The sequence below is a fragment of the Xanthomonas chitinilytica genome, assembly GCF_026107455.2.
GTDB classification, from domain to species: domain Bacteria; phylum Pseudomonadota; class Gammaproteobacteria; order Xanthomonadales; family Xanthomonadaceae; genus Stenotrophomonas; species Stenotrophomonas chitinilytica.
The window spans coordinates 40,483-65,487 of the sequence record NZ_JAPCHY010000008.1 but is presented as its reverse complement, the minus strand read 5'-3'; the positions used below and the strand labels follow the sequence as shown (position 1 = coordinate 65,487).

Annotated in this window: 22 protein-coding genes; 12 read left to right on the top strand and 10 right to left on the bottom strand. The window is 68.8% G+C overall.

What is annotated here, in order from left to right; genetic code table 11:
- Nucleotides 1-24: 24 nt before the first annotated feature.
- From OK345_RS10230 to hppD, 4 genes are all read right to left on the bottom strand, one after another.
- Entirely contained in the window at nucleotides 25-2,931 is a 2,907-nt protein-coding gene (locus tag OK345_RS10230) for a TonB-dependent receptor domain-containing protein (protein WP_265127872.1), read from the bottom strand.
- A gap of 642 nt (nucleotides 2,932-3,573) precedes the next feature.
- Nucleotides 3,574-4,872, bottom strand: coding sequence for a homogentisate 1,2-dioxygenase (gene hmgA, locus OK345_RS10225; RefSeq protein ID WP_265128028.1), 1,299 nt, complete (start codon nucleotides 4,870-4,872; stop codon nucleotides 3,574-3,576).
- 11 nt (nucleotides 4,873-4,883) lie between these two features.
- Entirely contained in the window at nucleotides 4,884-5,258 is a 375-nt protein-coding gene (locus OK345_RS10220; RefSeq protein WP_265127871.1) for an endonuclease domain-containing protein, read from the bottom strand.
- Between the two features lie 102 nt (nucleotides 5,259-5,360).
- Complete coding sequence (hppD, locus tag OK345_RS10215; RefSeq protein WP_265127870.1) at nucleotides 5,361-6,476, bottom strand: 4-hydroxyphenylpyruvate dioxygenase; 1,116 nt, start codon at nucleotides 6,474-6,476, stop codon at nucleotides 5,361-5,363.
- Between the two features lie 129 nt (nucleotides 6,477-6,605).
- On the opposite strand from hppD, the gene OK345_RS10210 reads away from it, so the two are divergent.
- Nucleotides 6,606-7,103 (top strand): MarR family winged helix-turn-helix transcriptional regulator, encoded by a 498-nt coding sequence (locus OK345_RS10210; RefSeq protein ID WP_265127869.1) that lies wholly within the window; start codon nucleotides 6,606-6,608, stop codon nucleotides 7,101-7,103.
- Nucleotides 7,104-7,387: 284 nt separating this feature from the next.
- Here the strand turns inward: OK345_RS10210 and OK345_RS10205 are convergent, their stop codons facing one another.
- The 5 genes from OK345_RS10205 to OK345_RS10185 form a co-directional block, all read right to left on the bottom strand.
- On the bottom strand, nucleotides 7,388-8,461 hold the full coding sequence (locus tag OK345_RS10205) for a hypothetical protein (protein ID WP_265127868.1): 1,074 nt from the start codon (nucleotides 8,459-8,461) through the stop codon (nucleotides 7,388-7,390).
- A 236-nt stretch (nucleotides 8,462-8,697) separates the two neighbouring features.
- Nucleotides 8,698-9,291 (bottom strand): thioredoxin family protein, encoded by a 594-nt coding sequence (locus OK345_RS10200; RefSeq protein ID WP_265128027.1) that lies wholly within the window; start codon nucleotides 9,289-9,291, stop codon nucleotides 8,698-8,700.
- An 8-nt stretch (nucleotides 9,292-9,299) separates the two neighbouring features.
- Entirely contained in the window at nucleotides 9,300-10,808 is a 1,509-nt protein-coding gene (locus tag OK345_RS10195; protein ID WP_265127867.1) for a peptide MFS transporter, read from the bottom strand.
- A gap of 127 nt (nucleotides 10,809-10,935) precedes the next feature.
- Nucleotides 10,936-12,510, bottom strand: a complete 1,575-nt coding sequence (locus tag OK345_RS10190; protein WP_265127866.1) for an AbgT family transporter — start codon at nucleotides 12,508-12,510, stop codon at nucleotides 10,936-10,938.
- Nucleotides 12,511-12,585: 75 nt separating this feature from the next.
- Nucleotides 12,586-13,461, bottom strand: a complete 876-nt coding sequence (locus OK345_RS10185; RefSeq protein WP_265127865.1) for a tryptophan 2,3-dioxygenase — start codon at nucleotides 13,459-13,461, stop codon at nucleotides 12,586-12,588.
- Between the two features lie 148 nt (nucleotides 13,462-13,609).
- Here OK345_RS10185 and OK345_RS10180 point away from each other — a divergent pair, with 148 nt between their 5' ends.
- The 5 genes from OK345_RS10180 (at nucleotide 13,610) to OK345_RS10160 (ending at nucleotide 21,191) form a co-directional block, all read left to right on the top strand.
- Nucleotides 13,610-17,173, top strand: coding sequence for a Calx-beta domain-containing protein (locus OK345_RS10180; protein ID WP_265127864.1), 3,564 nt, complete (start codon nucleotides 13,610-13,612; stop codon nucleotides 17,171-17,173).
- Between the two features lie 156 nt (nucleotides 17,174-17,329).
- Complete coding sequence (gene pdhA / locus OK345_RS10175; protein WP_265127863.1) at nucleotides 17,330-18,418, top strand: pyruvate dehydrogenase (acetyl-transferring) E1 component subunit alpha; 1,089 nt, start codon at nucleotides 17,330-17,332, stop codon at nucleotides 18,416-18,418.
- Nucleotides 18,411-19,490, top strand: a complete 1,080-nt coding sequence (locus OK345_RS10170; RefSeq protein ID WP_265127862.1) for an alpha-ketoacid dehydrogenase subunit beta — start codon at nucleotides 18,411-18,413, stop codon at nucleotides 19,488-19,490. Before pdhA ends, OK345_RS10170 begins: the two co-directional genes overlap by 8 nt.
- A gap of 1 nt (nucleotide 19,491) precedes the next feature.
- Nucleotides 19,492-19,845: an SH3 domain-containing protein gene (locus OK345_RS10165; RefSeq protein WP_265127861.1), complete on the top strand. Its 354-nt coding sequence runs from the start codon at nucleotides 19,492-19,494 to the stop codon at nucleotides 19,843-19,845.
- Entirely contained in the window at nucleotides 19,842-21,191 is a 1,350-nt protein-coding gene (locus OK345_RS10160) for a dihydrolipoamide acetyltransferase family protein (RefSeq protein WP_265127860.1), read from the top strand. The genes OK345_RS10165 and OK345_RS10160 overlap by 4 nt, the downstream gene beginning before the upstream one ends.
- A gap of 238 nt (nucleotides 21,192-21,429) precedes the next feature.
- On the opposite strand, the gene OK345_RS10155 is transcribed toward OK345_RS10160, so the two are convergent.
- Nucleotides 21,430-21,666, bottom strand: coding sequence for a hypothetical protein (locus OK345_RS10155; RefSeq protein ID WP_265127859.1), 237 nt, complete (start codon nucleotides 21,664-21,666; stop codon nucleotides 21,430-21,432).
- Between the two features lie 60 nt (nucleotides 21,667-21,726).
- On the opposite strand from OK345_RS10155, the gene OK345_RS10150 reads away from it, so the two are divergent.
- From OK345_RS10150 to OK345_RS10125, 6 genes are all read left to right on the top strand, one after another.
- Nucleotides 21,727-22,125: a VOC family protein gene (locus OK345_RS10150; RefSeq protein ID WP_265127858.1), complete on the top strand. Its 399-nt coding sequence runs from the start codon at nucleotides 21,727-21,729 to the stop codon at nucleotides 22,123-22,125.
- Between the two features lie 74 nt (nucleotides 22,126-22,199).
- Nucleotides 22,200-22,793 carry a GNAT family N-acetyltransferase gene (locus tag OK345_RS10145; protein WP_265127857.1) on the top strand — a complete coding sequence of 198 codons (594 nt, stop codon included), beginning with the start codon at nucleotides 22,200-22,202 and terminating at the stop codon, nucleotides 22,791-22,793.
- A gap of 67 nt (nucleotides 22,794-22,860) precedes the next feature.
- The gene (locus OK345_RS10140) at nucleotides 22,861-23,094 is read left to right on the top strand and encodes a hypothetical protein (protein WP_265127856.1); all 234 of its coding nucleotides are present in this window, start codon (nucleotides 22,861-22,863) and stop codon (nucleotides 23,092-23,094) included.
- An 82-nt stretch (nucleotides 23,095-23,176) separates the two neighbouring features.
- Nucleotides 23,177-23,635: a hypothetical protein gene (locus tag OK345_RS10135; protein ID WP_265127855.1), complete on the top strand. Its 459-nt coding sequence runs from the start codon at nucleotides 23,177-23,179 to the stop codon at nucleotides 23,633-23,635.
- A gap of 1 nt (nucleotide 23,636) precedes the next feature.
- Nucleotides 23,637-24,053, top strand: a complete 417-nt coding sequence (locus OK345_RS10130; protein WP_265127854.1) for a hypothetical protein — start codon at nucleotides 23,637-23,639, stop codon at nucleotides 24,051-24,053.
- 355 nt (nucleotides 24,054-24,408) lie between these two features.
- Complete coding sequence (locus OK345_RS10125; protein WP_265127853.1) at nucleotides 24,409-24,828, top strand: MAPEG family protein; 420 nt, start codon at nucleotides 24,409-24,411, stop codon at nucleotides 24,826-24,828.
- The last annotated feature ends 177 nt before the right edge of the window (nucleotides 24,829-25,005 follow it).

Genomic DNA, 25,005 nt, shown 5'->3' with positions numbered 1-25,005 from the left:
TTGCCTTGAAACGCGTTGCTTCTATCAGAACTTCACGGTGACGCTGCCGAAGATGTAACGGCCCACCTGGTCGTAACCACCCAGGGCATTGGCGTTGGCGGCAAGGCCGCTGTCACCCACGAACGGCGGCTCCTTGTCGAACAGGTTGTTCACGCCCACCGACACCAGCGCCGGGCCGATGCTCACGCTGCCGCTCAGGTCGAAGTAGCTGTAGGAAGGCACGCCATTGTCGATCCAGATGACCCGATCGTCCTGGGTGAAGCGGGAGCCATCCACGTCCTTGTAGTCCATGCCGTTGATGAAGCGCCAACGCAGGTTGACCGAGTAGCGATCCCACGAGTACCGCGCCGAGGCGATGTGACGCCACTTCGGTGCCTGGCAGAGGTAGGAGTCGTTGACCAGGCCACGGCACTCGTAACCGGTGCTCGACTCGGCAGCCAGTGTCTGGGTGTATTCCTTCAGGACATAGTTGCCCACCAGGCTGGTGTTCAAGCGGCCCGGGCCGAGGTCGAAACCGTAGCTCACGCTCAGGTCGATACCGGAACGCTCGTCTATGCCGATGTTGTCCGGCAGGTTGACGATGTGGCCGGACTCCGGATCCGAAGCCATGCCGATCCACAGATCGTAGTCGCCCGAGCGCGCGTCACGCTTGATCCGGTCGCAGTACAGGCCCTGCTCCATGCAGAGGATCTGGATGGTGTTGTAGCCGATGCCGCCGATCGCATCCTTGATCTTGATGTTGTACCAGTCCAGCGCGATGTTCAAATCCTTGATCGGTTCGACCGCGAAGCCGACGCTCCAGGTATCGGCCACTTCCGGCTTCAGGTCGGGATTGCCGCCGGTCACGTTGTAGTACTGGTTGGCCGGGTTGGCCGGCACGTTGCCGTACACCGAGGTCGGCAGGCCAGTCAGGGCGCATTGCGCGGCCGTGTAGCTGGGCGACGGGCCGGCGCAGAGGTCGGCACCGCCTGCGTTCAGGGCAATGCGCTGGGTGTAGTACATGTCGTTCAGGCTCGGCGCACGCACGGCACGGTTGTAACCGGCGCGTACCAGCAGCTTGCTGTCCCAGAACAGGCCGCTCAGGCCCACCTTGTAGGTGTCGTTGGAGCCGGAGGTGTCGTCATCCGAATAACGATAGCCCAGCGAGGCGTCGAAACGGTTGAAGACCGAACCCGAGCCCACGAAGACCGGCAGCGCGGCTTCGACGAAGTAGTCGGTCACCGAGTTGGAAGCATCCACCGGCAGGTCGGCAGCACCGGCACCGGCGAAGTTGCCCGCAGCGGAGTCACCGTCGTACTCGGTCCGGTAGGAGTAGTCGCGACGCTCCACACCCACGGCCAGCGCGATTTCTTCGCCATCGGCCGACGGGAAGGCCCAGCCGAGGTAGCCGTTGGCTTCCGCCGACAACGCGGTATAGCTGGTCTTGTAGATGCTGAAGCTGGTGCCGGCCATCGCGTCGGCCGCTTCCGTGGAGATGTTGTCGTTCCAGATATCCCACAGCGTGCAGCCCGGGAAGGTGCCGTAGACCGGGTCGTTGCAGCCCGTCGCGGCGGAGGCGATGCGGGTGATCAGGAAGTCGTTCTTGCCGATGTCGATGGTCTTGGTGCGGCCGGTCACGCCCGAGATGTCGTACGTCCACGACGAGTCGAGAATCATGCCCTTCACACCGGCGGTGAAGCGGTAGGTGCTGTCATCGCTCAGGTGGATGCGCGGGCCGCCTTCCACGTTGCGCTTCCACAGGGTGATGCGGGCCTGGTCGGTGGTGACGCCGGCGTCGGCGCAGAGGCTGCCGATCAGCGGGTTGGTGCAGTCCATGTTGACCGGCACGCCGAACGCGCCGGACTCGGCGATCTGCATTTCCGAACGACGCTCGAGGAACATCGCCTCGATGTAGGGCGTGAAGTTGTCGTTGATTTCATAGCTGGCGGCGAAGCCGGCAGTCACGCGCTTGTCCGGGCGCTGGTAGAAGTTGATCGGCGCGTAGTTGTAGATCGGCAGGCCGTTCTCGTAGCCGCTGCCGTTGTAGACGTAGTTGGCGTTGGTGCCGGTGGGCCACGGAACCACCGCGCCATTGGCGTATTCGTTGACGGTGAAGCGACCCGGGTTGGCAGTGCCGGAGCCACCGCACTCCGGCCAGTCGTACCACACCGAACAGGCCGAGTAGTCACGCTGGCCCTGATACAGGGCGTCGTTTTCGCGCCAGGTCAGCCAGCCCACAGCGTGGCCGCGGTTGCCGGCGAAGCTGCTGCCGATGACGAGATCGGCGTTGCGGCTGATGCCGTCGAAGCCGGAATTTCCCGTCGGATAGGGGAAGCCGGCCTCTTCGTTGAGTTCCTGCAGGGCCTTGTTGTCGTTGTTGTGCTGGTAGGCGGAATAGCCGTAGTTGAGGCTGACGCCCTCGAACTTATCGTCGAGCACGAAGTTGACCACGCCGGCCACGGCGTCCGCGCCATAGATTGCCGAAGCACCGCCGGTCAGGATGTCCACGCGCTTGATCAATGCGGCCGGGATGATCGAGGTGTCGGTGATTTCGTTGCGGCTGGCCGGCAGGCGGCGGCCGTTGACGAGGGTCAGCGTGCGCTCCGGCCCGAGCTTGCGCAGGGAGACGTAGGCATGGCCGTAGGAACCGTTGTTGGCGAAGTTGTCGAAATTCAGGTCAACCTGTGGGTACTGGTTGACCAGGTCTTCGACCGTGGTGGCGCCGAACTGCTTGAATTCCTCGGCACTGATTTCCATGACCGGCGCCGATTCGGTCATTGTCTGGCTCTTGATGCGCGAGCCGGTGACGGTGACGGTGTCGAGATTGGTAGCCTGGGAGTCGGTCTGGCCTGCGTCCTGTGCCATCGCGGCACTCATGCCAGCGGCCGTGAAGGTACCGACAGCCAGCGATACGATGATTGCATCGCGCAGCTTGCTTCTCTTGAGTCTCATCTCTCTCTCCTAAGTGGGTCGTACATTGATCCGCTGGGGGGTCAACCCTCCGGTGGCGTCAAAAGGGACACCAAAACTCGGCAAGGCCGCGACCGATGCTATCCACCCTTGGCAAAAAATTAAAGCGGAGTTAAACAAAGAGGCAAATCCATGCCGAAGCGGCCTTGCATCACGGCAGCCAATCTGCGCACAAAAGAGGATTGCGGCCCGCGCCGGGCAAGGACGGGAAACCGGACAGGGCGGGCGGCTCCCGTCGCATTGCCAGGGGCAGGACGGCGACCACCGTTGGCCGGCACGACCGGCCTCCCATGATCGAGCAGGAGGTTGGCCGGGCCAAACTTTCAACATCCCGGGCACGTCGATCGGAAGGGGGCCACACGGGTGGCATGGATCGTTGGCAGCTTTTCAGCAACCCGCCAACGGGAAGTCAACGCATGGTCCAGACCCCACAAACCCGCCTCGCGGGACCACGCCCGCGTTTCGACTCTTTCACATTTATGAACAGACCAATGACAAAGACGGCGGCAACGTCACCAGCCACCATCATCATTGGCAACAGCACCATGCCCAACGACGCGCGCCACCGGCCGAAGGATCCGGAGCTCTCCACAGCCAAAGCCGCCTTGCGGTTGAGCGCCCGGCTCAGCCCGGGAAGTGCCTTTCCAACCCGCCCCAACAGGCCTGGTAGTCGCGCTGGCGGTGCGCCGCGTCCATCGCCTGCGCGGTGGGGCGGATCACACCGCGGGTCTCGAACATGAAGGCCATGGTGTCGGCGATCACGTCCGGCCTGCCCAGGTCGGCGTTGGATGCCTTCTCGAACGTGGCCGCGTCCGGGCCGTGGCCGCTCATGCAGTTGTGCAGCGAGGCGCCGCCGGGGACGAAGCCCTCGGCCTTGGCGTCGTAGGCGCCGTGGATCAGGCCCATGAACTCGCTGGCGATGTTGCGGTGGAACCACGGCGGGCGGAAGGTGTGCTGCGCCACCAGCCAGCGCGGCGGGAAGATGGCGAAATCCATGTTGCTGGTGCCGGGCGTGTCGCTGGGCGAATGCAGTACCAGGAAGATCGACGGGTCCGGATGGTCGAAGCTGATCGAGCCGATGGTGTTGAAGCGGCGCAGGTCGTAGCGGTACGGCGCGTAGTTGCCGTGCCAGCCGACCACATCCAGCGGCGAGTGGTCGATGTCGGCGCGCCACAGCTGGCCGCAGAACTTGGCGACCAGTTCGAACCCGCCCTGCAGGTCCTCGTACGCGGCCTGCGGCGTCTCGAAGTCGCGCGGATTGGCCAGGCCGTTGCTGCCGATCGGTCCCAGGTCGGGCAGTTTCAACAGCGCGCCGAAGTTCTCGCACACGTAGCCGCGGGCCTGACCGTCGGGCAGCTCGACGCGGAAGCGCACGCCGCGCGGGATCACCGCGATCTGCTGCGGTTCGATCTCGATCACGCCCAGTTCGGTGAGCAGCCGCAGCCGGCCCAGCTGCGGCACGATCAGCAGTTCGCCGTCGGCGTCATAGAAATAGCGCCCGCGCATGTCGGCGTTGGCCGCGTACAGGTGGATGGCGACGCCGGCATGGGCGTCGGGCGAGCCGTTGCCGCCCATGGTGAACAGCCCCTCGACGAAGTCGGTGGGCACCTCGGGCAGCGGCAGCGGGTTCCAGCGCAGCTGGTTCGGCGAGACCGCGCCCTGGCCGAAGTCGCCGTGCAGGCGCGGCTGGGCGAATGGAACGAACTCGCCGTGCGCCACCGCCGGGCGGATGCGGTACAGCCAGCTGCGGCGGTTGCTGCCGCGCGGGGCGGTGAACGCGGTGCCGGTCAGCTGCTCGGCATACAGCCCATGGGCCACCCGCTGCGGCGAGTTCTGCCCCACCGGCAGCGTGCCGGGCACGGCCTCGGTGGCGAACTCGTTGCCGAAGCCGGTCATGTAGCGATTATCGGTGACGTTGTTCATGACGGGTGCCTTCAAGCCCCTCTCCCCACGGGAGAGGGGTTGGGGTAAGGGGAAACGGAGGCCGCAGCCTTCAAGATCGCTTCGGCCACCGCCTCGGTTTGGGTCAAAACCTCGCTGTCCCAGAAGCGCAGGACGGTGAGGCCCTTCGATTGCAGATACCGGGTGCGCGCCCGGTCACTTTCCTCGGTGTGCTGGGAACCGTCCAATTCGATCACCAGCCCCAGCGATGCGCAAAAGAAATCCACGGTGTAGGGCGGGATGGGGTGCTGGCGGCGGAACTTCAATCCGTCCAGTTGCCCACCACGCAGCATGTCCCACAACTTGCGTTCGGCGTCGGTGGAACGCGCGCGCAGCTCTCGCGCACGCTCCAGTGCAATGGTGGCCATTGGTGGTCGATGATGGTTCACCGTTGCTGTGCCTCCTGCCCCTCACCCCAACCCCTCTCCCGCAGGGAGAGGGGCTTTCAAGCAAAAGCTTCGGGCCAAGCCCTACAGCACGCCGCGCTTAATCTGGTCGCGCTCGATGGACTCGAACAGCGCCTGGAAGTTGCCTTCGCCGAAGCCCTCGTTGCCCTTGCGCTGGATGATCTCGAAGAAGATCGGGCCGATGCAGTTCTGGGTGAATATCTGCAGCAGCTTGCGCTGCTTGGTCTCCGGGTCGGCGTCGATCAGGATCTTGTTCCTGCGCAGGCGCGGCACGTCCTCGCCGTTGTCGGGGATGCGCAGGTCGACCACGTCGAAGTAGGTGTCCGGGGTGTCCAGGAACTCCACGCCCTGGGCGCGCATCGCCTCGACGGTGTCGTAGATGTTCTCGGTGAAGCAGGCGATGTGCTGGATGCCTTCGCCGTTGTAGGCGTCCAGGTACTCGTTGATCTGGCTCTTGGGGTCGGACGATTCGTTGAGCGGGATGCGCACGATGCCGTCCGGCGCGGTCATCGCCTTGGACACCAGCCCGGTCTTGGCGCCCTTGATGTCGAAGTAGCGGATCTCGCGGAAGTTGAACAGCCGCTCGTAGTAGTCCGACCACTGCTGCATGTTGCCCAGGTACAGGTTGTGGGTCAGGTGGTCGATGAAGGTCAGGCCGAACCCGACCGGGTTCTGGTCGGCGCCCTCGATCGGCTCGTAGTCGCCGTCGTAGATGCTGCCGGCCGCGCCGTAGCGGTCCACCAGGTACAGCATGCAGTCGCCGATGCCCTTGATCACCGGCGCGGCCACGGCCTTGCTGTCGGCCTTGTGCGCGACCACTTCGGCGCCATTGGCCACGGCCTTCTCCAGCACTCCGGCAGCCGGGTGCGAGAAGCGGATGGCGAAGCCGCAGGCGCTCGGGCCGTGGGCCTTGGCGAAATCGGCGGCGAACGAATCCGGCTCCTCGTTGACCAGGAAGTTCACCCCGCCCTGGCGATAGACGGTGATGGCGCGCTGCTTGTGGCGCAGCACCGCGGTGAAGCCCATCTTGCGGAAGTAGTCGTGCAGTTCGCCGCCGCGGCCGGCCGGGGCGGCGAATTCCACGAACTCGAAACCATCGATGCCCATCGGGTTTTCGAAGGTGGTGACCTGCATGCCCGGGTTCGGCGCGTGCGATGCGGAATCGAGTTGGGTGTTCATGTTCGCCTCCAGAAGCGTTGCCGCATCGGAAAAACCAGGTGCGGGCAGAAGAAAGACTCGCGAGAATGGGCGGGTCAGGACCGAGGGTTTATAGTTACATATGAAACCACCATCAAGGTGCACCGCAACATGAGCACGCCCGATCCCAGCCGCTCCACCAGCATCCGTGCCTCGCATGTGCTGCTCGACCTGGAGCAGTTCCTGCCCTATCGCATCAGCGTGCTGTCCAACCGGGTCAGCAGCAACATCGCCAAGCTGTATGGCGACCGCTACGGGCTGTCGATCCCCGAATGGCGGGTGATCACGATCCTGGCGCTGTATCCGGGCTCCTCGGCCAGCGAGGTCTCCGACCGCACGGCGATGGACAAGGTAGCCGTCAGCCGCGCGGTGGCCAGGCTACTGGAGCGCGGCTTCATCCGCCGTGAAACCCACGGCGACGATCGACGCCGCTCGGTGCTGGCGCTGTCGGCGGCCGGGTTCGAGGTCTACGAGACGGTGGCGCCGCTGGTGATGGAGATCACCCGCAAGCTGATGTCGGTGCTGACCGAGGAAGAGGAACAGACGCTGGAGCGGCTGATCACCCGTCTGGCCGACGCCGGCCTGCCGCAGATGACGATGCCGGATTAGAGCGGCTGACAGAACCCGTCGTCCCCGCGCAGGCGGGAGATGCTTCCCGACAGGCGAATGCCTGGTCATCCCGTGCCTTGTCTTTCCCGGGCGAAAGTCGCTGGACGACCCGCCTGGCGGCTGCCGACCGGCCCTTCCCGCCCGCGCGGGGACGACGGCTGCGGTTCTGTTGGCCACTTCCAGGCGCCGGCGGCGGAACCCGGCAACCGATCGCCGGGACAGCGCCGGTGCGGCGGCGACACAGGGGCGCTCGTCCCGCCCGCGCAGTGACTGCAGCGGCGCGCTCAGTTCAGGTGCTTGCGCCGGGCATAGATCCACGGCGCGGCCAGCGCGGCGATGGCACCGCCGGCGAAACCGAGCGCGGCCGCCACCGCCGCCGCTTCCACGTCCACCGGCAACGCCAGCGCGGCGATGATCAGCAAGGCCGCCGGCAGGCCGATGAACGAGGTGAGGAAGAACCGCCAGCGCGGCACCCAGGTGTGCATCTGCAGCAGGTTGGTCCCCACCCAGGCCTCGGACGAGGTATCGCGCGCGACCTTGGCGGCCACCTTGGCCAGATCCACTTCCGGCGCCCCCTTGCCGGTGCGCGCCAGTGCGATCTCCGCCGCCACCTCGGCCACCGGCGGCCACCGCGCCGGCCACGCCTGCGGTGCGGCCACGCCATAGGCGGTGAGCAGCGGCACCGTCAGCCACGGCGCCGCCAGCGGCCGCAGCTTGCGCCCTTCGTGCACGCACCACACCTGGGCCACGCCATCGGCCGCCACGGCGTACAGCGCCAGCTGCGAGGCCGGTGGATACGGCAGCGCGGTCACCCGTGCCGCCATCGATTCGATCCCCATGCCGCGCAGGAAGCCGGCGCGGCTCTTGCCCTCGTGCGCCCAGCACACTCCCAGCGGCGCCAGCAGGTAGACCTCGGCGTGGTCGGCGTTGCCCACCGAACCGCGTTCGTCGCTGGCCAGGTAGGCCGCCAGCGCCCGCGGCGATTCCACCTCGGCCGCGGTCCAGCGCCAGGAATCGCCCAGCAGGTACTTCAGCGGCACCCGCGCGGCGGCCGCTTCGGCCTTGGCCACGTTCGGCACGAACGGCACCACCGACAGCACGAACGCCTTGAGGTCGATGCCGCGGCTGCCGACGCTCCATTCGCCCGGCAGCAATCCGGCCAGCCCGCCGTCGCGGACCAGTGCGTCGATCTTCTCCTTCTGCTCCACCAGCCGTGCCGCCGCCGATTGCAGCATCGCGTTGTCCGGGATCGCCGCCAGCGGCAGCCGATAGCGCGGCGGCAGCGCGGAAGCGGCGTCGTCCTGCTCCGGCGCCGGCGCGCTTTCGTCCAGCAACGCTTCCACCGTGGGCAGGGTCACCGGCGGGAGTTCGGTCTGCGGGGGCGGAGGAGAGTTGTCCTGGGCTGCCATGGGATCACGCTGGGAAAGGGCGGAAGGCCGGCCGCCACCGCCTTCGCGACACGGCGACCACACCACCTAGGACTTAGCGGCGGCACCCGCCGGAAATGAAGCCCCCCGGCAACCGCACGCGCCATGCGCTTGCCGCAACGGAAAACGGCGCCTTGCGGCGCCGTCGGTTGCACGGGTGCGGCCGCTCACGACTGCGGCGGCGCCCATTCCTTGAGGAAGGCGAAGAACTTGCCGCGGTCGTAGCCCTTGCCCTTCTCCAGCTCGGCGGTGAACTGCGAATGCAGCAGCCGGCCGTCGCCGTCGAGCACGAACAGGTGCGGGTAGCCCTTGATCTCCGGATACGCGGCCAGGAACGCCCGGTTCTCGTTCTCTTCGCTGTAGTTGACCTTCATCCACACGTAGTTGGCGTCGCGGAAGCTGCGGATCTCCGCATCGCCGGCGATGAAGCCGTCGAGGATGTGGCACCACGAGCACCACTCCCCGCCCACGTCGACGATGATGCGCTTGCCGCCGCGCTGGGCCTCGACCTTGGCCGTCTCCAGGTCCGCGGCCGGATCGCGCGCCGGGTCGAAGCGGGCGTTGAGCGCAGCCACGGCGGCGATGTCGGCCGCCGTGGGGGTGTTGCCGGACGCCACCGGCTGGCTGGTGTCGGCCACTGCCAGCTTCTGCAGCGAGGTATCCAGCGGCTGGACGGTTTCCGCCGGCGGCGCCGAAGGTTGGGCACAGGCCGCCAACGACAGGGCCAGCAGCAGGGTGGGGATCAGCTTGTCCGGCGCCATCGTCTGCCTCACTTCACGCCATGCATGAGCTTGTTGATCAGCGGTGCGACCAGGAACAGCAGCACGCCCGCGCCGAGCAGCGCCCAGAAGCCGAAGGTGTAGCCGGTGTGCGCCGACTCCACGGTCATGCCGCCGGTGCCGCTGACCCGCCCGGCGAAGATGCCGGCCAGGTTGTTGCCGATGGCGATGGACAGGAACCAGCAGCCCATCGCCATGCCGCCCAACCGCACCGGTGCCAGCTTGGTGGTCATCGACAGGCCGATCGGCGACAGGCACAGCTCGCCGACCGACTGGATCACGTAGACCATGAACAGCGTCCAGAACGGGATCTTGCCGTTGCCGTCGACCATGCTCGACAGCGCCACCATCAGCAGCAGGAAGGCCAGGCCGTTGAAGATCAGGCCGAGGCCGAACTTGCGCGGGATGGTCGGGTTGCTCTTGCCCATCTTCACCCACAGCCAGGCCATGATCGGCGCCAGGGTGATGATCGCCACCGAGTTCACCGACTGGAACCACTCCAGCGGGAAGGTCCAGTCGCCGAACTCGCGGTTGACGATGCGGTCGGCCAGGAAGGTGAAGGAACTGCCGGCCTGTTCGAAGAACACCCAGAACAGCACGTTGAACACGAAGATCACCAGCATCGCGATGACCTTGTCGCGCGCCACCTTGCCTTCGCGGATGCCTTCTATCAGCAGCATCAGCGCCGGCACCACGAACAGCGTCATCAGGATCGCCTGCAGCACGTTGGCGTCGATGGTCAGCAGGAAGTAGAACAGCGGGATGCCGACCACCAGGCCCAGCAGCGCGACCAGGCCGACGCGGCCCAGCCCTTCCTGGCCGGCCGGCGGCAGGCCGATGCCCTTGAGCTGCGCGCGGCCGGCCCAGAACCAGACCAGGCTCAGGATCATGCCGATGCCGGCGGAGATGAACACCCACTGGTAATGCGGGTTGTCGTTGCTGCCGAACACCTTGCGCGCCAGCCAGCCGGTGATGACCGGGGCGATCATCGCGCCGATGTTGATGCCCATGTAGAAGATGGTGAAGCCGGCGTCGCGGCGGGCGTCGCCCTGCATGTACAGCTTGCCGACCATGGTCGAGATGATCGGCTTGAACAGGCCGTTGCCGACGATGATCGTGGCCAGGCCCAGCTTGAACAGCGGCTCGGTCGGCGAGGCCAGCAGGAACAGGCCCAGCGCCATGAACACCGCGCCCAGCAGGATCGAACGCTGGAAGCCGACCATCTTGTCGGCGACGTAGCCGCCGAAGATCGCGCCGGCGTAGACCAGCGCCAGGTAGGCGCCGTACAGCTCGCTGGCCGGCTTCTCGCCCGAGGCGTCGCCGCCGTGGAACTGGGCCACGATGTACAGCACCATCGCCCAGCGGATGCCGTAGAACGCGAAGCGCTCCCAGAACTCGGACATGAACAGCATCCACAGCGGCTTGGGATGCCCGAGGAAGGTCTTGAACTCCGGCACGGGCGCCGGGGCTGGTTCTGAACTCGGCGCGGCAGCGCTCATGCGGGATTCCCCCTGAAACGTTCGTTGAAAGACGGACCCCGGCAGATGCCGGGGCCGGGGGAGGATTACCGACCGCCACCGCCGGCGTCAAATGCCGGTGGTGGCGGTGTCCGCGGGGGTTGCCCGTTCAGCTGGCCGGGTAGCCGTAGCTGGCGCCCACGCCCAGCGGCACGCCCAGCGCCCAGAACGCCAGCAGGAACAGCGTCCACAACACCGACAGCGCGATCGAGTACGGCACCATCACCGAGACCAGGGTGCCGATCCCGGCCGAGGTCACGTAGCGCTGGCAGAACACCACGATCAGCGGGAAGTACGGCATCAGCGGGGTCAGGATCGTGGTCATCGAGTCGCCGACGCGGTAGGCGGCCTGGGTCAGGTCCGGCGACACCCCCAGCTGCATCATCAGCGGCACCATGATCGGCGCCAGCAGCGCCCACTTGGCCGAGGCCGAGCCGATGAACAGGTTGACGATGGCGGTCATCACGATCAGGCCGATGATGGTCAGCCACATCGGCAGGCCCAGCGCCTTGAGCAGGTCGGCGCCTTCCACCGCCATCAGCGTGCCCAGGCCCGAGCCGTTGAAGCCGGCCAGGAACTGGGCGATGAAGAAGGCGATGACGATGTAGTAGCCCATCCCGCTCATCGCCTTGGTCATCGCCGCGATGATGTCGCGGTGGCTCTTCACGGTGCCGGCGACGTAGCCGTAGACCACGCCCGGCAGCAGGAAGAACACGAAGATCAGCGCCACGATCGACTGCATCACCGGCGCGGCGGCCACCAGCAGCGGGTGGCTGCCCTCGGGCACCGCCGCGGCCGGCGCGCGCCACGGGCTGGCTTCCGGCAGCAGGCTCAGCGCGAACAGCAGCCCGGCCAGCGCCATCGCCGCCAGCGCCCAGCCCAGGCCGCGGCGCTCGGCCGCGCTCAGCGGCTCCATCTTCGGCAGTTCGCGGGTATCGCCGTCCACCGCCATGCGCGCCAGCCGCGGCTCGACGATGCGGTCGGTGACGAACCAGCCGATGGCGATCACCAGGAACGAGGAGGCGGTGGTGAACAGCCAGTTGTTGAGCGGGTTGACCACCAGCGCCGGGTCCAGGATCTGCGCCGCGCTCTGGGTGAAGGTGGCCAGCATCGGGTCCAGCGACGAGGGCACGAACAGCGTCGCCGAGAAGCCGCCGGACACGCCGCAGAACGCGGCGGCGATGCCGGCGATCGGGTGCCGTCCGGCGGCGTAGAAGATCACCCCGCCCAGCGGGATCACCAGCACGTAGCCGGCGTCCACCGCCACGTGGCTGAGTACCGCCACCGCCACCAGCGCCGGGGTCAGCAGCAGCCGCGGCGTGACCGACAGCGCGCGGCGCAGCGCGGCGTTGATGAAACCGGTGTGCTCGGCCACGCCCAGGCCCAGCATCGCCACCAGCACCACGCCCAGCGGCGCGAAGCCGAGGAATACCTTGACCATGTTGGCCATGAAGCCGGTCAGCGAATCGCCGGCCAGCAGGTTGACGATGCGGATCGGCTCGCCGCTGCGCGGATCCACCGCCGCGAAGTCCACGCCCGACAGCGCCCACGACAGGCCCCACACCGCCAGCATCAGCAGCAGGAACAGGGCCGCCGGGTCGGGCAGGCGGTTGCCGGTGCGCTCGATGAAATCGAGGAAACGGGCCATCAGGCCAGTGGCCGGCGGCGCGGCGGGAGTATTCATCGGTAGCGGTTCCCCTGATCCGGAAAGGCTTCGACCTTGCCAGCCCCGGCCGATGTCGACAACCCCGGCCCGTGCTCAGGCCGGCGGCGACGGCGGCGGCACGCCGACGCTGGTGCGCACCTCGAACAGCTCCGGGAAGAAGGTCAGTTCCAGCGCCTGCCTGAGGAAGCCGACGCCGCTGGAGCCGCCGGTGCCGCGCTTGAAGCCGATCACCCGCATCACCGTGCGCATGTGGCGGAAGCGCCACAGCTGGAACTGGGTCTCCAGGTCCACCAGGTCCTCGCACAGCGCGTACTCGCGCCAGTAGCGGTCGGTGTTCTCGTAGATGCGCTCGAACACCGGCCGCAGCAGCGCGTCGGAGACGTGCGGCTGCGCCCAGTCGCGGCCGGCGTACTGCGCCGGGATCGCATGGCCGAAGCGCGACAGGTAGCGCAGGAACTCCTCGTACAGGCTCGGCGCCTGCAGCGTGGCCTGCAGCGTGGCCTGGCCCTGCGGGTCGTGGCCGAACACCTTGAGCATGTCCGCGTTCTTGTTGCCCAGCAGGAACTCGATGTAGCGGTACTGCAGCGACTGGAAGCCCGATGCCGGGCCGAGCACGTCGCGGAAGCCCATGTATTCGGACGGGGTCAGCGTCTCCAGCACCGCCCACTGCTCGGTCAGCAGCCGCAGCACCTGCTTGCCGCGCGCCAGCACCTTGCGGCACTGCCAGACCTCGTCGCGCTGCAGGTGGACGATGGCCGCGCGCAGTTCGTGCGCCAGCAGCTTCAACCACAGCTCCGAGGTCTGGTGCTGGATGATGAACAGCATCTCGTCGTGGTGCGGCGGGCTGGACAGCGGTTGCTGCGCCGACAGCAGCTGGTCCAGCCGCAGGTAGCCCCCGTAGGTGAGCCGGCCCTCCAGGTCGGTATGGATGCCGGCTTCGAGTTCGCGCTGGTTCTTTTCTACGGTCATTGGGGCGGGCTGGATTGCAGGGCCGGCAAGGGTACCGCACCGCCTGTCACACGGCTGCCGCCAAACTGGGGCAGAATCGGCGGGCGCCGGTTGGCCAGGCAGGCCAGCCCAGGGGGGCGCTCATCCACAGGACTGGGGAGTTCTTCCTATGCGTGCGTTGCTGCTTCGGAGTGCAGTGGTTTTGTGTGCGCTGGCGTTTGCCGGCCACGGTCGGGCCCAGGTCGTCGTCAGCCAGGTGTACGGCGGCGGCGGCAACAGCGGTGCCACCTACAAGAGCGATTTCATCGAGCTGCACAACAACGGCAGCAGCCCGGTCAGCCTGGCCGGCTGGTCGGTGCAGTACGCCTCGGCCACCGGCAGCAGCTGGCAGGTGACGCCGCTGGCCGGCAGCATCGCGCCGGGCGGCTACTACCTGGTCAAGCAGGCCGACGGCGCCGGCGGCAGCGTCGACCTGCCCGCGCCCGACGCCAGCGGCGGCATCGCCATGAGCGGCACCGCCGGCAAGGTCGCGCTGAGCAACGGCACCGCCGCGCTGAGCGGCACCTGCCCCAGCGGCACGGTCGACCTGGTCGGCTTCGGCGGCACCGCCAACTGCGCCGAGGGCGACGCGCCGACGCCGGCCCCCAGCAACACCCTGGCGGTGCTGCGCAAGGAAGGCGGCTGCAGCGACAGCGACAACAACGGCGCCGACTTCGCCACCGGCGCGCCGACGCCGCGCAACAGCGCCGCACCGGCCCACGTCTGCGGCGGCGGCGGGCAGCCGGTGCTGAGCGTGGCCGACGGCTCGGCCGGCGAGAGCGCGCCGGTCGTGTTCCTGCAGGTGTCGCTGAGCCAGCCGGCCGGTCCGGGCGGGGTCAGCGTCGACTACGCCACCGTCGACGGCACCGCCACCGCCGGCAGCGACTACGTCGCCAGGTCCGGCACCCTCACCCTGCCCGAGGGCGTGGCCGGCTTCATGCTGCAGTTCGAGCTGATCGACGACACCCTGGTGGAAGGCAACGAGACCTTCCACGTCGACTTCAGCAACATCAGCGGCGCCGTGCTCGGCACCGCCCGCGCCACCGCCACCATCGTCGACGACGACTTCAACGTGCTGCCGATCCATGCCATCCAGGGCAGCGGCGGCAGTTCGCCGTATGCCGGCCAGGTGGTGGCCACCAGCGGCATCGTCACCGGCCGCCGCAGCGCCGGCTTCTTCCTGCAGATGCCCGACGCCGAGGCCGACAACGACCCGCGCACCTCCGAGGGCATCTACGTCTACACCGGCAGCGCGCCGCCGGCCGAGGCCGCGGTGGGCAACCGCGTCACCGTGCAGGGCACCGTGCTCGAGTACGTCCCCACCGCCGATCCGAGCCAGCCGCCGCTGACCGAGATCACCTCGCCGACGGTGCTGTTCCAGTCCGCCGGCCATCCCCTGCCCACGCCGGTGACGCTGACCCCGCAGTTCCCCGACCCGGACGGCGACTACGACCAGCTGGAAGCGCTGGAAGGCATGCGCGTCACCGTGCCCAGCCTCACCGTCAACACGCCCACGCTGGGCAACGTCAGCGAGGCCAACGCCACCGGCAGCAGCAACGGCGTGTTCCATGCCGTGGTCACCGGCGTGACCCGCGGCTACCGCCGGCCCGGCGTGCAGCAGCCCGACCCGCTGCCGGCCGGCTCGCCGGGCGAGGTGCCGCGCTGGAACACCAACCCGCACGTGATCGGCGTGGGCAGCGCCGGCCTGGGCGGCGAGCGCATCGACGTGGCCGCCGGCTGCGTGGTCAGCGGCGTCACCGGCCCGCTGGACTACGGCTTCCGCCGCTACACGATCTATCCCGAAGCCGCGCCGCAGGTGGACTGCGACGGCGCCGACCAGCCGCGCCCGGCGCCGCTGCCGCAGGCCGACGACGTCAGCGTGGCCACCTACAACCTGCAGCGTTTCTTCGACGACCACAACGACCCGTCGATAGGCGAGCCGGTGCTCACCCCCGCCGCCTACCAGGCCCGCCTCAACAAGGCCTCGCTGGGCATCCGCGACTACCTGCACCTGCCCGACATCCTCGGCGTGGTGGAGGTGGAGAACCTGCAGGTGCTGCAGACGCTGGCCGACCGCATCGGCAGCGACGCGGTGGCCGCCGGCCAGCCCGACCCGCAGTACGTCGCCCACCTGATCGACGGCAACGACATCGGCGGCATCGACGTCGGCTTCCTGGTCAAGACCGCGCCGGTCGCCGCCGGGTTGCCGCGGGTGCAGGTGGAACTGGTCGAACAGCACGGCAAGGACACCACCTGGACCGAGCCGGGCGGTGCCACCAGCCTGCTCAACGACCGCCCGCCGCTGCTGCTGCAGGCCACGGTCAACTTCGCCGACGGCCGCCAGCTGCCGCTGACCGCGATCGTGGTGCACCAGCGCTCGCTCAACGGCGCCGAGGCCGACACCGCCAGCGGCCAGCGCATCCGTGCCAAGCGCCAGGCGCAGGCGGACTTCCTGGCCGACCTGCTGCAGGCCCGGCAGCTGGCCGACCCGCAGGAGCAGGTGCTGGTGATGGGCGACTTCAACGCCTTCGAGTTCAACGACGGCTACGTCGACGCCATGGGCACCGTCACCGGCCTGCCCAGCGCCGACGCGCAGACGGTGGTGGCCGGCGACGGCGTGGACCGGGTGGACCCGGACTACGACAACCTCACCTGGCTGCTGCCGCCGGACCAGAGCTATTCCTACGCCTACGACGGCAACGTGCAGTCGCTGGACCACATCCTCGCCAACCAGGCGCTGATGCAGTCGCCGCAACTGGAGACGCTGGCCATCGGCCACGCGCGGATCAACGCCGACTTCCCGGAAACCGCGCGCAACGACGCCGACACCCCCACCCGCCTGTCCGACCACGACCCGACCGTGGTGCTGCTCAAGCTGAAGATGCAGCGCTTCGCCGACCTGGGCGTGGCCGCCAACGCCGACCCGGCCGAGGTGGTGGCCGGCGCGGAAGCGGTGTTCACGGTGGACGTGGAGAACCAGGGTCCGGATGCGGCCGAGCATGCCGCCGTCGCCTTCGTGTTCGACGCGGTGGTGGCGCCGGTGCTCACCGCCGCGCCGGGCTGGAGCTGCGCACCGCCGCAGACCGGTGCCCATACCACCCTCACCTGCACCATCGCCAGCTTCGCCAGCGGCAGCGCCCAGAGCTTCACCCTGCGCGTGGCCACCGACGCGGCGCTGGCCGGCCAGACGTTGCAGCTGGCCGCGTCGGTGCGCTCGCAGACGCCCGACCCGCAGCCCGGCAACGATGGCGACAGCACCAGCGTGGCGGTGGCCGCTGCCGATGCCGCCAACCTGGCGGTGGCGATCGACGGCCCGGCCACGGTACCGGCCACCCAGCTCACCGCGCAGTACGCGGTGACCCTGGCCAACCACGGCAACCTCGACGCGCAGGCACCGACGCTGCGGCTGGAAGGCAACACCCTGGCCGCCACCGCCAGCGTCGTCGCCCCGGCCGGCTGGCAGTGCCGCAAGGAAGGCGGCGCGCGCCAGGCCAGCTTCGACTGCAGCGGTACGCAGCCGCTGGCGGCCGGTGCCCAGGCGGTGTTCCAGCTCAAGGCCAACACCCGCCCGGCCCCGGCCGATGGCCTGATCCAGGTGCACGCGGCGGCGGCCTCCGCCAGCGCGGAGGCCGACCCGGCCGACAACAGCGCCAGCTTCAGCACCCGCACCGCCTGCAGCGGGCGAGGGTGCTGAATACGTAGCGGCGACAGGCAAAACCCCGGGACGCGGCTTCGGCCGCGTCTCTTTTTGGGCGCGGTCGTGCTGCGCCGCAGGACGGCTTTTTCGTCCGGGTTCCTTAACATGGCAATTCTTATCATTTGAAACCATCTGTAGAAGGTGCAGTCGGCAATGACGGTTTCCGCCCAGTTCCAAATCGAATACCTGCAGTACCTGGGTGCCGACGGCACGCTGGTACGCAACGATCTTCCCGAGTCGCTGCGCGACCCGCGCGCATTGCTGCCGATGTTCAAGCAGATGCTGGCCGTGCGCGTGTTCGACACCAAGGCCGTGGCGCTGCAGCGCACCGGCAAGCTGGGCACGTTCGCCTCCTGCCTGGGCCACGAGGCCGCGCACGTGGGCATCGGCGCGGCGATGAAGTCCGGCGACGTGCTGGCCCCCAGCTACCGCGAGTACGGCGCGATGTTCATGCGCGGCGTGCGCCCGCGCGACGTGCTGATGTACTGGGGCGGCGACGAGCGCGGCAGCGACTACGACCGCGACAGCGATGCCGTGCGCGACTTCCCGATCTGCGTGCCGATCTCCACCCAGTGCCTGCATGCGGCCGGTTCGGCGCTGTCGTTCAAGCTGCGCGGGATGCCGCAGGTGGCCGTCTCGGTGTGCGGCGACGGCGGCAGTTCCAAGACCGACTTCTACGCCGCGCTCAACTCGGCCGGCGCCTACAAGCTGCCGCTGATCCTGTGCGTGGTGAACAACGGCTGGGCGATCTCGGTGCCGCGCTCGGCGCAGACCGGCGCGCAGACGCTGGCGCAGAAGGGCATCGCCGGCGGCCTGTTCTGCCTGCAGGTGGACGGCAACGACCTGATCGCGGTGCTCGCCGCGATGGAACAGGCGCGCGCGCGCGCGCTGGCCGGCGAAGGCGGCACCGTGCTGGAACTGCTGACCTATCGCCTGTCTGACCACACCACCGCCGACGACGCCCGCCGCTACCGCGACGACGCCGAGGTCAAGGACGCCTGGCAGCGCGAGCCGATGCTGCGCCTGCGCAAGTACCTGACCGACCAGGGCGTGTGGAGCGAAGCCGAGGAAAAGGCGTGGACCGACGAATGCGGCGCGCGGGTGGACGAGGAGGTCAACGCCTACCTCAACACGCCGGTGCAGCCGGTGGAGGCGATGTTCGACTACCTCTACGCCGATCCGCCGCCGGACCTGCTGGCGCAGCGCGCCGAGGCCATCGCACTGGAGCGGCGCCATGGATGAGAGCAAGCGCATCGTTCCCGAATCACAGGCCGGCCACGACCACGGCACGGCGCACAGCGCAGCCACCGCGCGCGGAGAAGACAGCATGACCGCAACCCCCATCACCCTGATCGAAGCCGTCACCCAGGCGCTGGCCTGGGAGATGGAGCACGACCCGTCGGTGCTGGTGCTGGGCGAGGACGTGGGCGTCAACGGCGGCGTGTTCCGTGCCACCGCCGGCCTGCAGCAGCGCTTCGGCGACCAGCGCGTGCTCGACACCCCGCTGGACGAGACCACCATCGCCGGCCTCACCGTCGGCCTGGCCGCGCAGGGCATGAAGCCGGTGGCCGAGGCCCAGTTCGACGGCTTCGTCTACCCGATGGTGGACCACCTGATCTGCCACGCCGCGCGCCTGCGCTACCGCACCCGCGGCCGCCTGCACTGCCCGATGGTGCTGCGCGTGCCGTGGGGCGGCGGCATCCGCGCGCCGGAACACCACAGCGAGGCCAACGAGGCCATCTTCACCAACGTGCCGGGCCTGCGCGTGGTGCTGCCGTCCAGCCCGCAGCGCGCCTACGGCCTGTTGCTGGCCGCGATCCGCGAGCCGGACCCGGTGATCTACATGGAGCCCAAGCGCATCTACCGCCAGTACAAGGAAGTGGTGGCCAACGATGGCGAGGCACTGCCGCTGGACGTGTGCTTCGTGCTGCGCGACGGCACCGACGTGACCCTGGTGACCTGGGGCGCGCAGGTGAAGGAAGCGCTGGAAGCGGCCGACAAGCTGGCCGGCGAAGGCATCAGCGCCGAAGTGATCGACGTGGCCACGCTGCGTCCGCTGGACTTCGACACCATCGCCGAATCGGTGGCCAAGACCGGCCGCTGCGTGATCGTGCAGGAGGCCCCCAAGACCGCCGGTTTCGGCGCCGAGATCGCCGCGCGCCTGGCCGAGCAGTCGATGTACGACCTGGTCGCGCCGGTCGAGCGCGTCACCGGCTACGACACCCACATCCCGCTGTTCCGCCTGGAAATGAAGTACCTGCCCAGCGTGGAGCGGATCGTGGCGGCGGCCAAGCGTGCGGTGGCGGCGGGCTGACATGCGGGCGAGATTGCTCAGCGCCTACCGCAGCCAGTATCCCAATCCGCTCCGCTTCCGCACCGGCCAGATCGTCGAACTGGGCGTGCGCGACGAAGAGTGGCCCGCGTTCGCCTGGGTGCGCACCGAGGACAACAGCGCCGGCTGGGCGCCGGTGGCCTGGCTGCGCGTGCTCGACGACGGCCGCGCCGAAGCGCTGCGCGACTACAACGCGCGCGAGTTGGACGCCGACAGCGGCGAACTGGTAAAGCTGCACCACGAATACGGCGGCTGGTGGTGGTCCGAACGCGCCAATGGCGCGCAGGGCTGGCTGCCGGCACGCGACCTTGAATTGCTGGAAGAGAACTGCAAATGAGCCAGACCAAGAATTTCAACCTGCCCGACCTGGGCGAAGGCCTGCCGGACGCCACCATCGTCGAATGGTTCGTCAAGGAAGGCGACGTCATCCGGCTCGACGAACCGCTGGTGTCGATGGAAACCGCCAAGGCGGTGGTGGAAGTGCCCTCGCCGGTCTCCGGCAAGGTGCTCAAGCTGGCCGGTGCGGCCGGCGACATCGTCGTCACCGGGCACATGCTGGCGCAGTTCGAGATCGACCCGAACCTGCCGCAGCGCGCCGAAGGCCAGGATACCGGCCACCACCATGGCGCCCCGGCCGAAGCGCCCGCCCCGGCACCTGCGCCGGCCGCCGCTCCGGCAGCGGCCGCGGCCGAACGCGAGGACGAAGGCACCGTGGTCGGTGCGATGGTCAGCTCCAACGCCGTGCATGCCGAACAGGCGGTGGCCGTCGGCGGCGTCAAGGCGATGCCGGCGGTACGCGCGATGGCGAAGAAGCTCGGCGTCGACCTGTCGCGGGTGCGCGCCAGCGGCGCCGAGGGCGCGGTGACCATGGCCGACGTCAAGCAGGCCGCGGCCGACGGCAGCGCCCGCATCGGCGCCGCGCCCGCCGCCGCCCCGCAGCCACAGGCGGTGGCCGCCCCCGCCCCGGCACGCCAGGAGGCAGCGCGCACCCCGCTGTCGGCGGCCGGCCGGCCGATGCGCACGCAGCCGCCGGGCGTGGTCGCCAAGGGCCAGCCGGAACCGCTCAAGGGCGTGCGCCGCAACATGGCCCGGGTGATGGCCGACGCGCACAGCAAGGTCGTGCCGACCACGCTCAACGACGATGCCGACATCCATGCCTGGGCGCCGGGCAACGACGTCACCGCGCGCCTGGTGCGCGCGATCGTGGTCGCCTGCCAGGCGGTGCCGGCGATGAACGCCTGGTTCGACGGCGAGGCGCTGACCCGCACCCTGCACGCGCAGGTCGACATCGGCATCGCCGTGGACACCGACGACGGCCTGTTCGTGCCGGCGCTGCGCAATGCCGACATGCTCGACGCGCGCGGCATCCGCGAAGGCGTCAACCGCCTGCGCCAGCAGGTGGAGGATCGCTCCATCGCCTCGTCCGAACTCAGCGGCTACACCATCTCGCTGTCCAACTTCGGCATGTTCGCCGGCCGCTACGCCACCCCGGTGGTGGTGCCGCCGTGCGTGGCCATCGTCGGCGCCGGCCGCGCCCGCTTCCAGATGACCCCGGTGATGGGCGGCTTCGAGTCGCACAAGGTCATCCCGATGTCGGTCACCTTCGACCACCGCGCCTGCACCGGCGGCGAAGCCGCCCGCTTCCTGCGCGCGCTGCTCGACGACCTGGCGCTGCCGCAGTAAGGGCATCCAGCAGGTCCCGTCGTCCCTGCCTGCGCGGGGACGACGGTGGAGATGCTGTCGGCGCCGGCGGCAATGCCCGCCGGCGTTGTCGAAAGCGACCACCGCACGGGCACCCTCGCGCCGACGCACTTCGCCAACGCCGCTTTCCCCCGAACGCAGGCTTCCGCCCATGGTTGACGCCCGGCCGCGAACCCGCCGACCATCCGGCGCAGCGACCCGGTTCCGGATCCGTTGGGTATCAGCTGCCTGTGGCCAGATCGTTCCGCCGACGAAAGCTCGACCCGTTCCAGGCATGGTGGCAGGCGCCAAGCACGCCGGCCAAGCGGATTCCGTCGATCGTGCCGGGCGGCTGGGCCGCCACTGCCGTTGCCATGCTGCTGGCGGCGGCGGGCGCCGTCTTTCCCAAGCTCGTCAGGTGCCCCTGTTTTCCGTTCGCCTTCTTCGGCGCTGCCGGTGGCGGCAGCCGATGATTCATCCACGCCGATGCCTTCCGCAGCGCGGCCTGATTCCGACGCGGAACCTGCCAGGAGCGCCCATGCCACTGACCCTGCTTCTTCGCTGCCGCGATCTGGAACAGACCCGTCGGTTCTACCGGGCGGTGCTTGGTTTCAACGTCCGCGACACGGCCGAAGCAACGCTGACCGTCGAGCTTCATGGCGGAGTGCTCGTCTTCACCCCCAGCGACCTCTGGCAGCGTCCGCCCGGCGTTTCCGGCACCCTCTACTTCACCGTCCCGGACGTGGACGGCTATTTCGCCTCCCTCAAGGACAGGGTCGCCGTCGTCTGGCCGGTACGCGACATGCCGTACGGCTCCCGGGAATTCGGCATCGAGGACTGCAACGGCTACTGCCTGGCCTTCCAGCAGCAGATCCGGCAATCCGCCGGAACCGGTGCCACCCGGTGCGGCGAACCGCCCCCGGTAGCGGACGCCTAGCTGGGCATGACCGCGCACGCGCTGCCCCCGATCCGGATGGCACGGCAACCCGGCCTTCCCGGAGGAAGCAGGCATTGCCCGGCAACGACGGCGGGACACTGCCCGCACCGACACTCATTCACCGCACCACGGATTCCCACCGCATGCACCAGTACGCTCATATCCGCCCGGCAGCCCCCGAAGAGGCATCGCGCCTGGCCGTGCTCGCAACCCAGGTCTGGCTGCACACCTATGCCACCGGCGGCGTGTCGCCCGAGATCGCGGCCCACGTGCTTGCCGAGCTCACCCCGGCCAGGTACGCCGAGTCCCTCCAGGATCCTTCGGTCCACGTCCTGGTGGCGGCGAAGGACGAGAGCCTGCTCGGCCTTGCCGTTCTCAGGCATGGCGAGCCTTGTCCAACGCAGAGTCCCCGCTCCACGGTGGAACTGCAGACGCTCTACGTCCAGGAGCATTTCATCGGGAAAGGCCTCGGCGCATCGTTGCTGCACTCCGCCGAAGCCTGGGCACGGGACCGCGCCCAGTGCCCGCTCTGGCTCACGGTCAACGCACGGAACGAACGCGCCATCGACTTCTACCGGCGCCATGGCTACGCCAGGGCCGGCACCGCATACTTCGAGCTCGGCGCCTCCCGTCATGAGAACCATGTGCTCGTCGGCGGCGGCGCGTAACCTTTGGCCTCCGCGGATCGCCTGCGGTGGACACCCGATTTCGCCCCAGGCCGCAGAAGAGAACCCCATGCCCATCAGCACGCCCTGCCCCGAATGCGATGGCACCCGCCTGTACGTCCGCGACAACATCGGGACCCGGGGCAGCCATGGCCCGGACCTGCTGCCGGGAGCCAGCGGCATCTTCAGCAGCGCCAGGATGAAGGCCGTGGTCTGCAAGGACTGCGGCCTGATCAGGTACTACGCGGCGAAGGAGACTCTGGCCAGGATCGACAGCGACCACGGCTGGAAGAGGCTGTCGTGATCCCGCGTTGCCAGCCTCCCCGCATGCCTCCGTCCGCACCGCGGGCGCTGCGCACACCGGCGCCGTGGGGGCATCGTCGCGCATGACGGAAAAACGGTTCCGCCAGCTCCTCGCGCTGTACGCCATCGTCCTGGCCGCAGCCGTCGTCGCCAGTTTCCTGCCCGGCGGCTATTCCCCGGCGCTGGCCCAAGCCTATGCCGACGAACCGGCGTCGCCGCTGCTGCAAAACCCCTGGTCCGCGCTGGCCATCGTGCTGCCGCTCTTCCTCGCCGGCGTCTGCGGCTACGTCGGCCTGTTCTGGTTCAAGCGCTGGGCGCGCACGCTGTCGCTGGCCACGACCGCGCTCACGATCGGCCTGATCCTCCTCGGCGGCGCCTCGCTTTCCTCCGCACCGGCCAGCGCGCTGTTCGAGGTCGCCAGCCTGCTCTGGGGCGGCATCCTCGCGCTGGCCCATTTCTCCACCGTCGGTGCGCGCTTCGACCCCCGCGGCCCTTCCCGATCGCGGCGGGACACCGCAAACGGCGGTCCCGATGCGGCGTGACATGGGTGTGTTCGCCGTCCTGGGCAGGATGGCCGCGTGGACGGCGGCCCAGGCGCTGTTGTTCGTGGCGACCTACCAACTGGCATGGCACGGCGTGCGCTGTTTGCGGGGACCGCCGCGGCGCGACATCGCGTTCGGCATCGGCCTCCACTACGGCATGTACCTGCTGTTGTTGCTGGCAACGGCAAACGGCGTCGCCCGGGTCCTGTGTTCGCGGAAAAGGACACAGTGGGGGGTGACGTTGGCCTGCCTGGGAATCTGGAGCGCGTACTGGTTTCCCGGCCTGTCCTCGACGCCCTACCGCACGTCCCTGGTGCTCGCGCTCGGCGCCGGGGCGCTGCTCGCCTGCCATTTCCCGGTACGGGCGGTGGCGGCGAGGATCGGCAGGCCAGGGCGCAATTCCGGCCACGAAGCCTGACCGAAGGCGATGGCCGGCATCCGCCCCCGGCCGGGCGCGCGTGGGGCGCAGCGGCGTCCTGTCTCCTCGGCCCGGCCCGCTATCGGAATCGAAGGCGTTCGCCGGCACCTGCGATGGGCGACGATGCCTATGCGCCTCGCATCGACGCCGATTCCAACCGGGGATCCACGCAATGGTCGGCGCCGTCGCGGACGGGCGGCGGAGCTTGCGGCGACGCCCCGCCTGACGGATCGTGTCCGGCGCACGGCGCGTGACGGCATGGAAGCTGCGCGGCAAACACGCGTCATCCGGGTTGCCGCCATCCGGACGGATCGCCCGGACCGGCATTTCCACCTTTCCCGCCACGGAGCCCAGCATGTCCCACCCGAGCGCCATCGCCTTGACCGGTTTCATCGCCTGGACCCTGCTCCTGTTGATCGTCATGGAGATCCTGCGGGTGAAGCTGGTGGCCAGCGGCCAGGTCGCGGCCACCGCGTTCACGCCGGACAACGCCAACCTTTCGCCCTTCATGCAGCGGCTGGCGCGTGCCCACGCCAACTGCATCGAATCGCTGCCGGTGTCCGGTGGCCTGCTGCTGGTGGCGCTGGTCGCCGGTCACACCGGCATCACCGACCCGCTGGCCTACACGCTGCTCGCCGCGCGGCTGCTGCAATCCTGCGCGCACCTGGCTTCGTCGGGCGCGCTGGCGGTCAACATCCGCTTCCTCGCCTTTGCCGTGCAGATGCTCATCGGCGCGTACTGGGCGCTGCGCCTGCTTGCCGCCATGATCGGATGACGGCAGCGCCGGTGCCGGACCTTTCCGGCAAGCCGGCAGCCGGATGCGGAGAATCGCCACGCAGCCTGCTTCCACCGTTCCCGGATCGCGGGCGCGGCCGCGAACATCGCGCCCGGCAACAGCATGGGGTCGGCATCGTCGGTGAGACGACCGATGCGCGGGCCCGCAGCGAGCCGG

Excerpts from the sequence above, each read along its gene's own strand:
- OK345_RS10230 (WP_265127872.1), bottom strand. The coding sequence starts at position 2,931 with ATGAGACTCAAGAGAAGCAAGCTGCGCGATGCAATCATCGTATCGCTG.
- hmgA (WP_265128028.1), bottom strand. The coding sequence starts at position 4,872 with ATGAACAACGTCACCGATAATCGCTACATGACCGGCTTCGGCAACGAG.
- OK345_RS10220 (WP_265127871.1), bottom strand. The coding sequence starts at position 5,258 with ATGGCCACCATTGCACTGGAGCGTGCGCGAGAGCTGCGCGCGCGTTCC.
- hppD (WP_265127870.1), bottom strand. The coding sequence starts at position 6,476 with ATGAACACCCAACTCGATTCCGCATCGCACGCGCCGAACCCGGGCATG.
- OK345_RS10210 (WP_265127869.1), top strand. The coding sequence starts at position 6,606 with ATGAGCACGCCCGATCCCAGCCGCTCCACCAGCATCCGTGCCTCGCAT.
- OK345_RS10200 (WP_265128027.1), bottom strand. The coding sequence starts at position 9,291 with ATGGCGCCGGACAAGCTGATCCCCACCCTGCTGCTGGCCCTGTCGTTG.
- OK345_RS10195 (WP_265127867.1), bottom strand. The coding sequence starts at position 10,808 with ATGAGCGCTGCCGCGCCGAGTTCAGAACCAGCCCCGGCGCCCGTGCCG.
- OK345_RS10190 (WP_265127866.1), bottom strand. The coding sequence starts at position 12,510 with ATGAATACTCCCGCCGCGCCGCCGGCCACTGGCCTGATGGCCCGTTTC.
- OK345_RS10185 (WP_265127865.1), bottom strand. The coding sequence starts at position 13,461 with ATGACCGTAGAAAAGAACCAGCGCGAACTCGAAGCCGGCATCCATACC.
- OK345_RS10180 (WP_265127864.1), top strand. The coding sequence starts at position 13,610 with ATGCGTGCGTTGCTGCTTCGGAGTGCAGTGGTTTTGTGTGCGCTGGCG.
- pdhA (WP_265127863.1), top strand. The coding sequence starts at position 17,330 with ATGACGGTTTCCGCCCAGTTCCAAATCGAATACCTGCAGTACCTGGGT.
- OK345_RS10170 (WP_265127862.1), top strand. The coding sequence starts at position 18,411 with ATGGATGAGAGCAAGCGCATCGTTCCCGAATCACAGGCCGGCCACGAC.
- OK345_RS10165 (WP_265127861.1), top strand. The coding sequence starts at position 19,492 with ATGCGGGCGAGATTGCTCAGCGCCTACCGCAGCCAGTATCCCAATCCG.
- OK345_RS10160 (WP_265127860.1), top strand. The coding sequence starts at position 19,842 with ATGAGCCAGACCAAGAATTTCAACCTGCCCGACCTGGGCGAAGGCCTG.
- OK345_RS10155 (WP_265127859.1), bottom strand. The coding sequence starts at position 21,666 with ATGAATCATCGGCTGCCGCCACCGGCAGCGCCGAAGAAGGCGAACGGA.
- OK345_RS10150 (WP_265127858.1), top strand. The coding sequence starts at position 21,727 with ATGCCACTGACCCTGCTTCTTCGCTGCCGCGATCTGGAACAGACCCGT.
- OK345_RS10140 (WP_265127856.1), top strand. The coding sequence starts at position 22,861 with ATGCCCATCAGCACGCCCTGCCCCGAATGCGATGGCACCCGCCTGTAC.
- OK345_RS10135 (WP_265127855.1), top strand. The coding sequence starts at position 23,177 with ATGACGGAAAAACGGTTCCGCCAGCTCCTCGCGCTGTACGCCATCGTC.
- OK345_RS10130 (WP_265127854.1), top strand. The coding sequence starts at position 23,637 with ATGGGTGTGTTCGCCGTCCTGGGCAGGATGGCCGCGTGGACGGCGGCC.
- OK345_RS10125 (WP_265127853.1), top strand. The coding sequence starts at position 24,409 with ATGTCCCACCCGAGCGCCATCGCCTTGACCGGTTTCATCGCCTGGACC.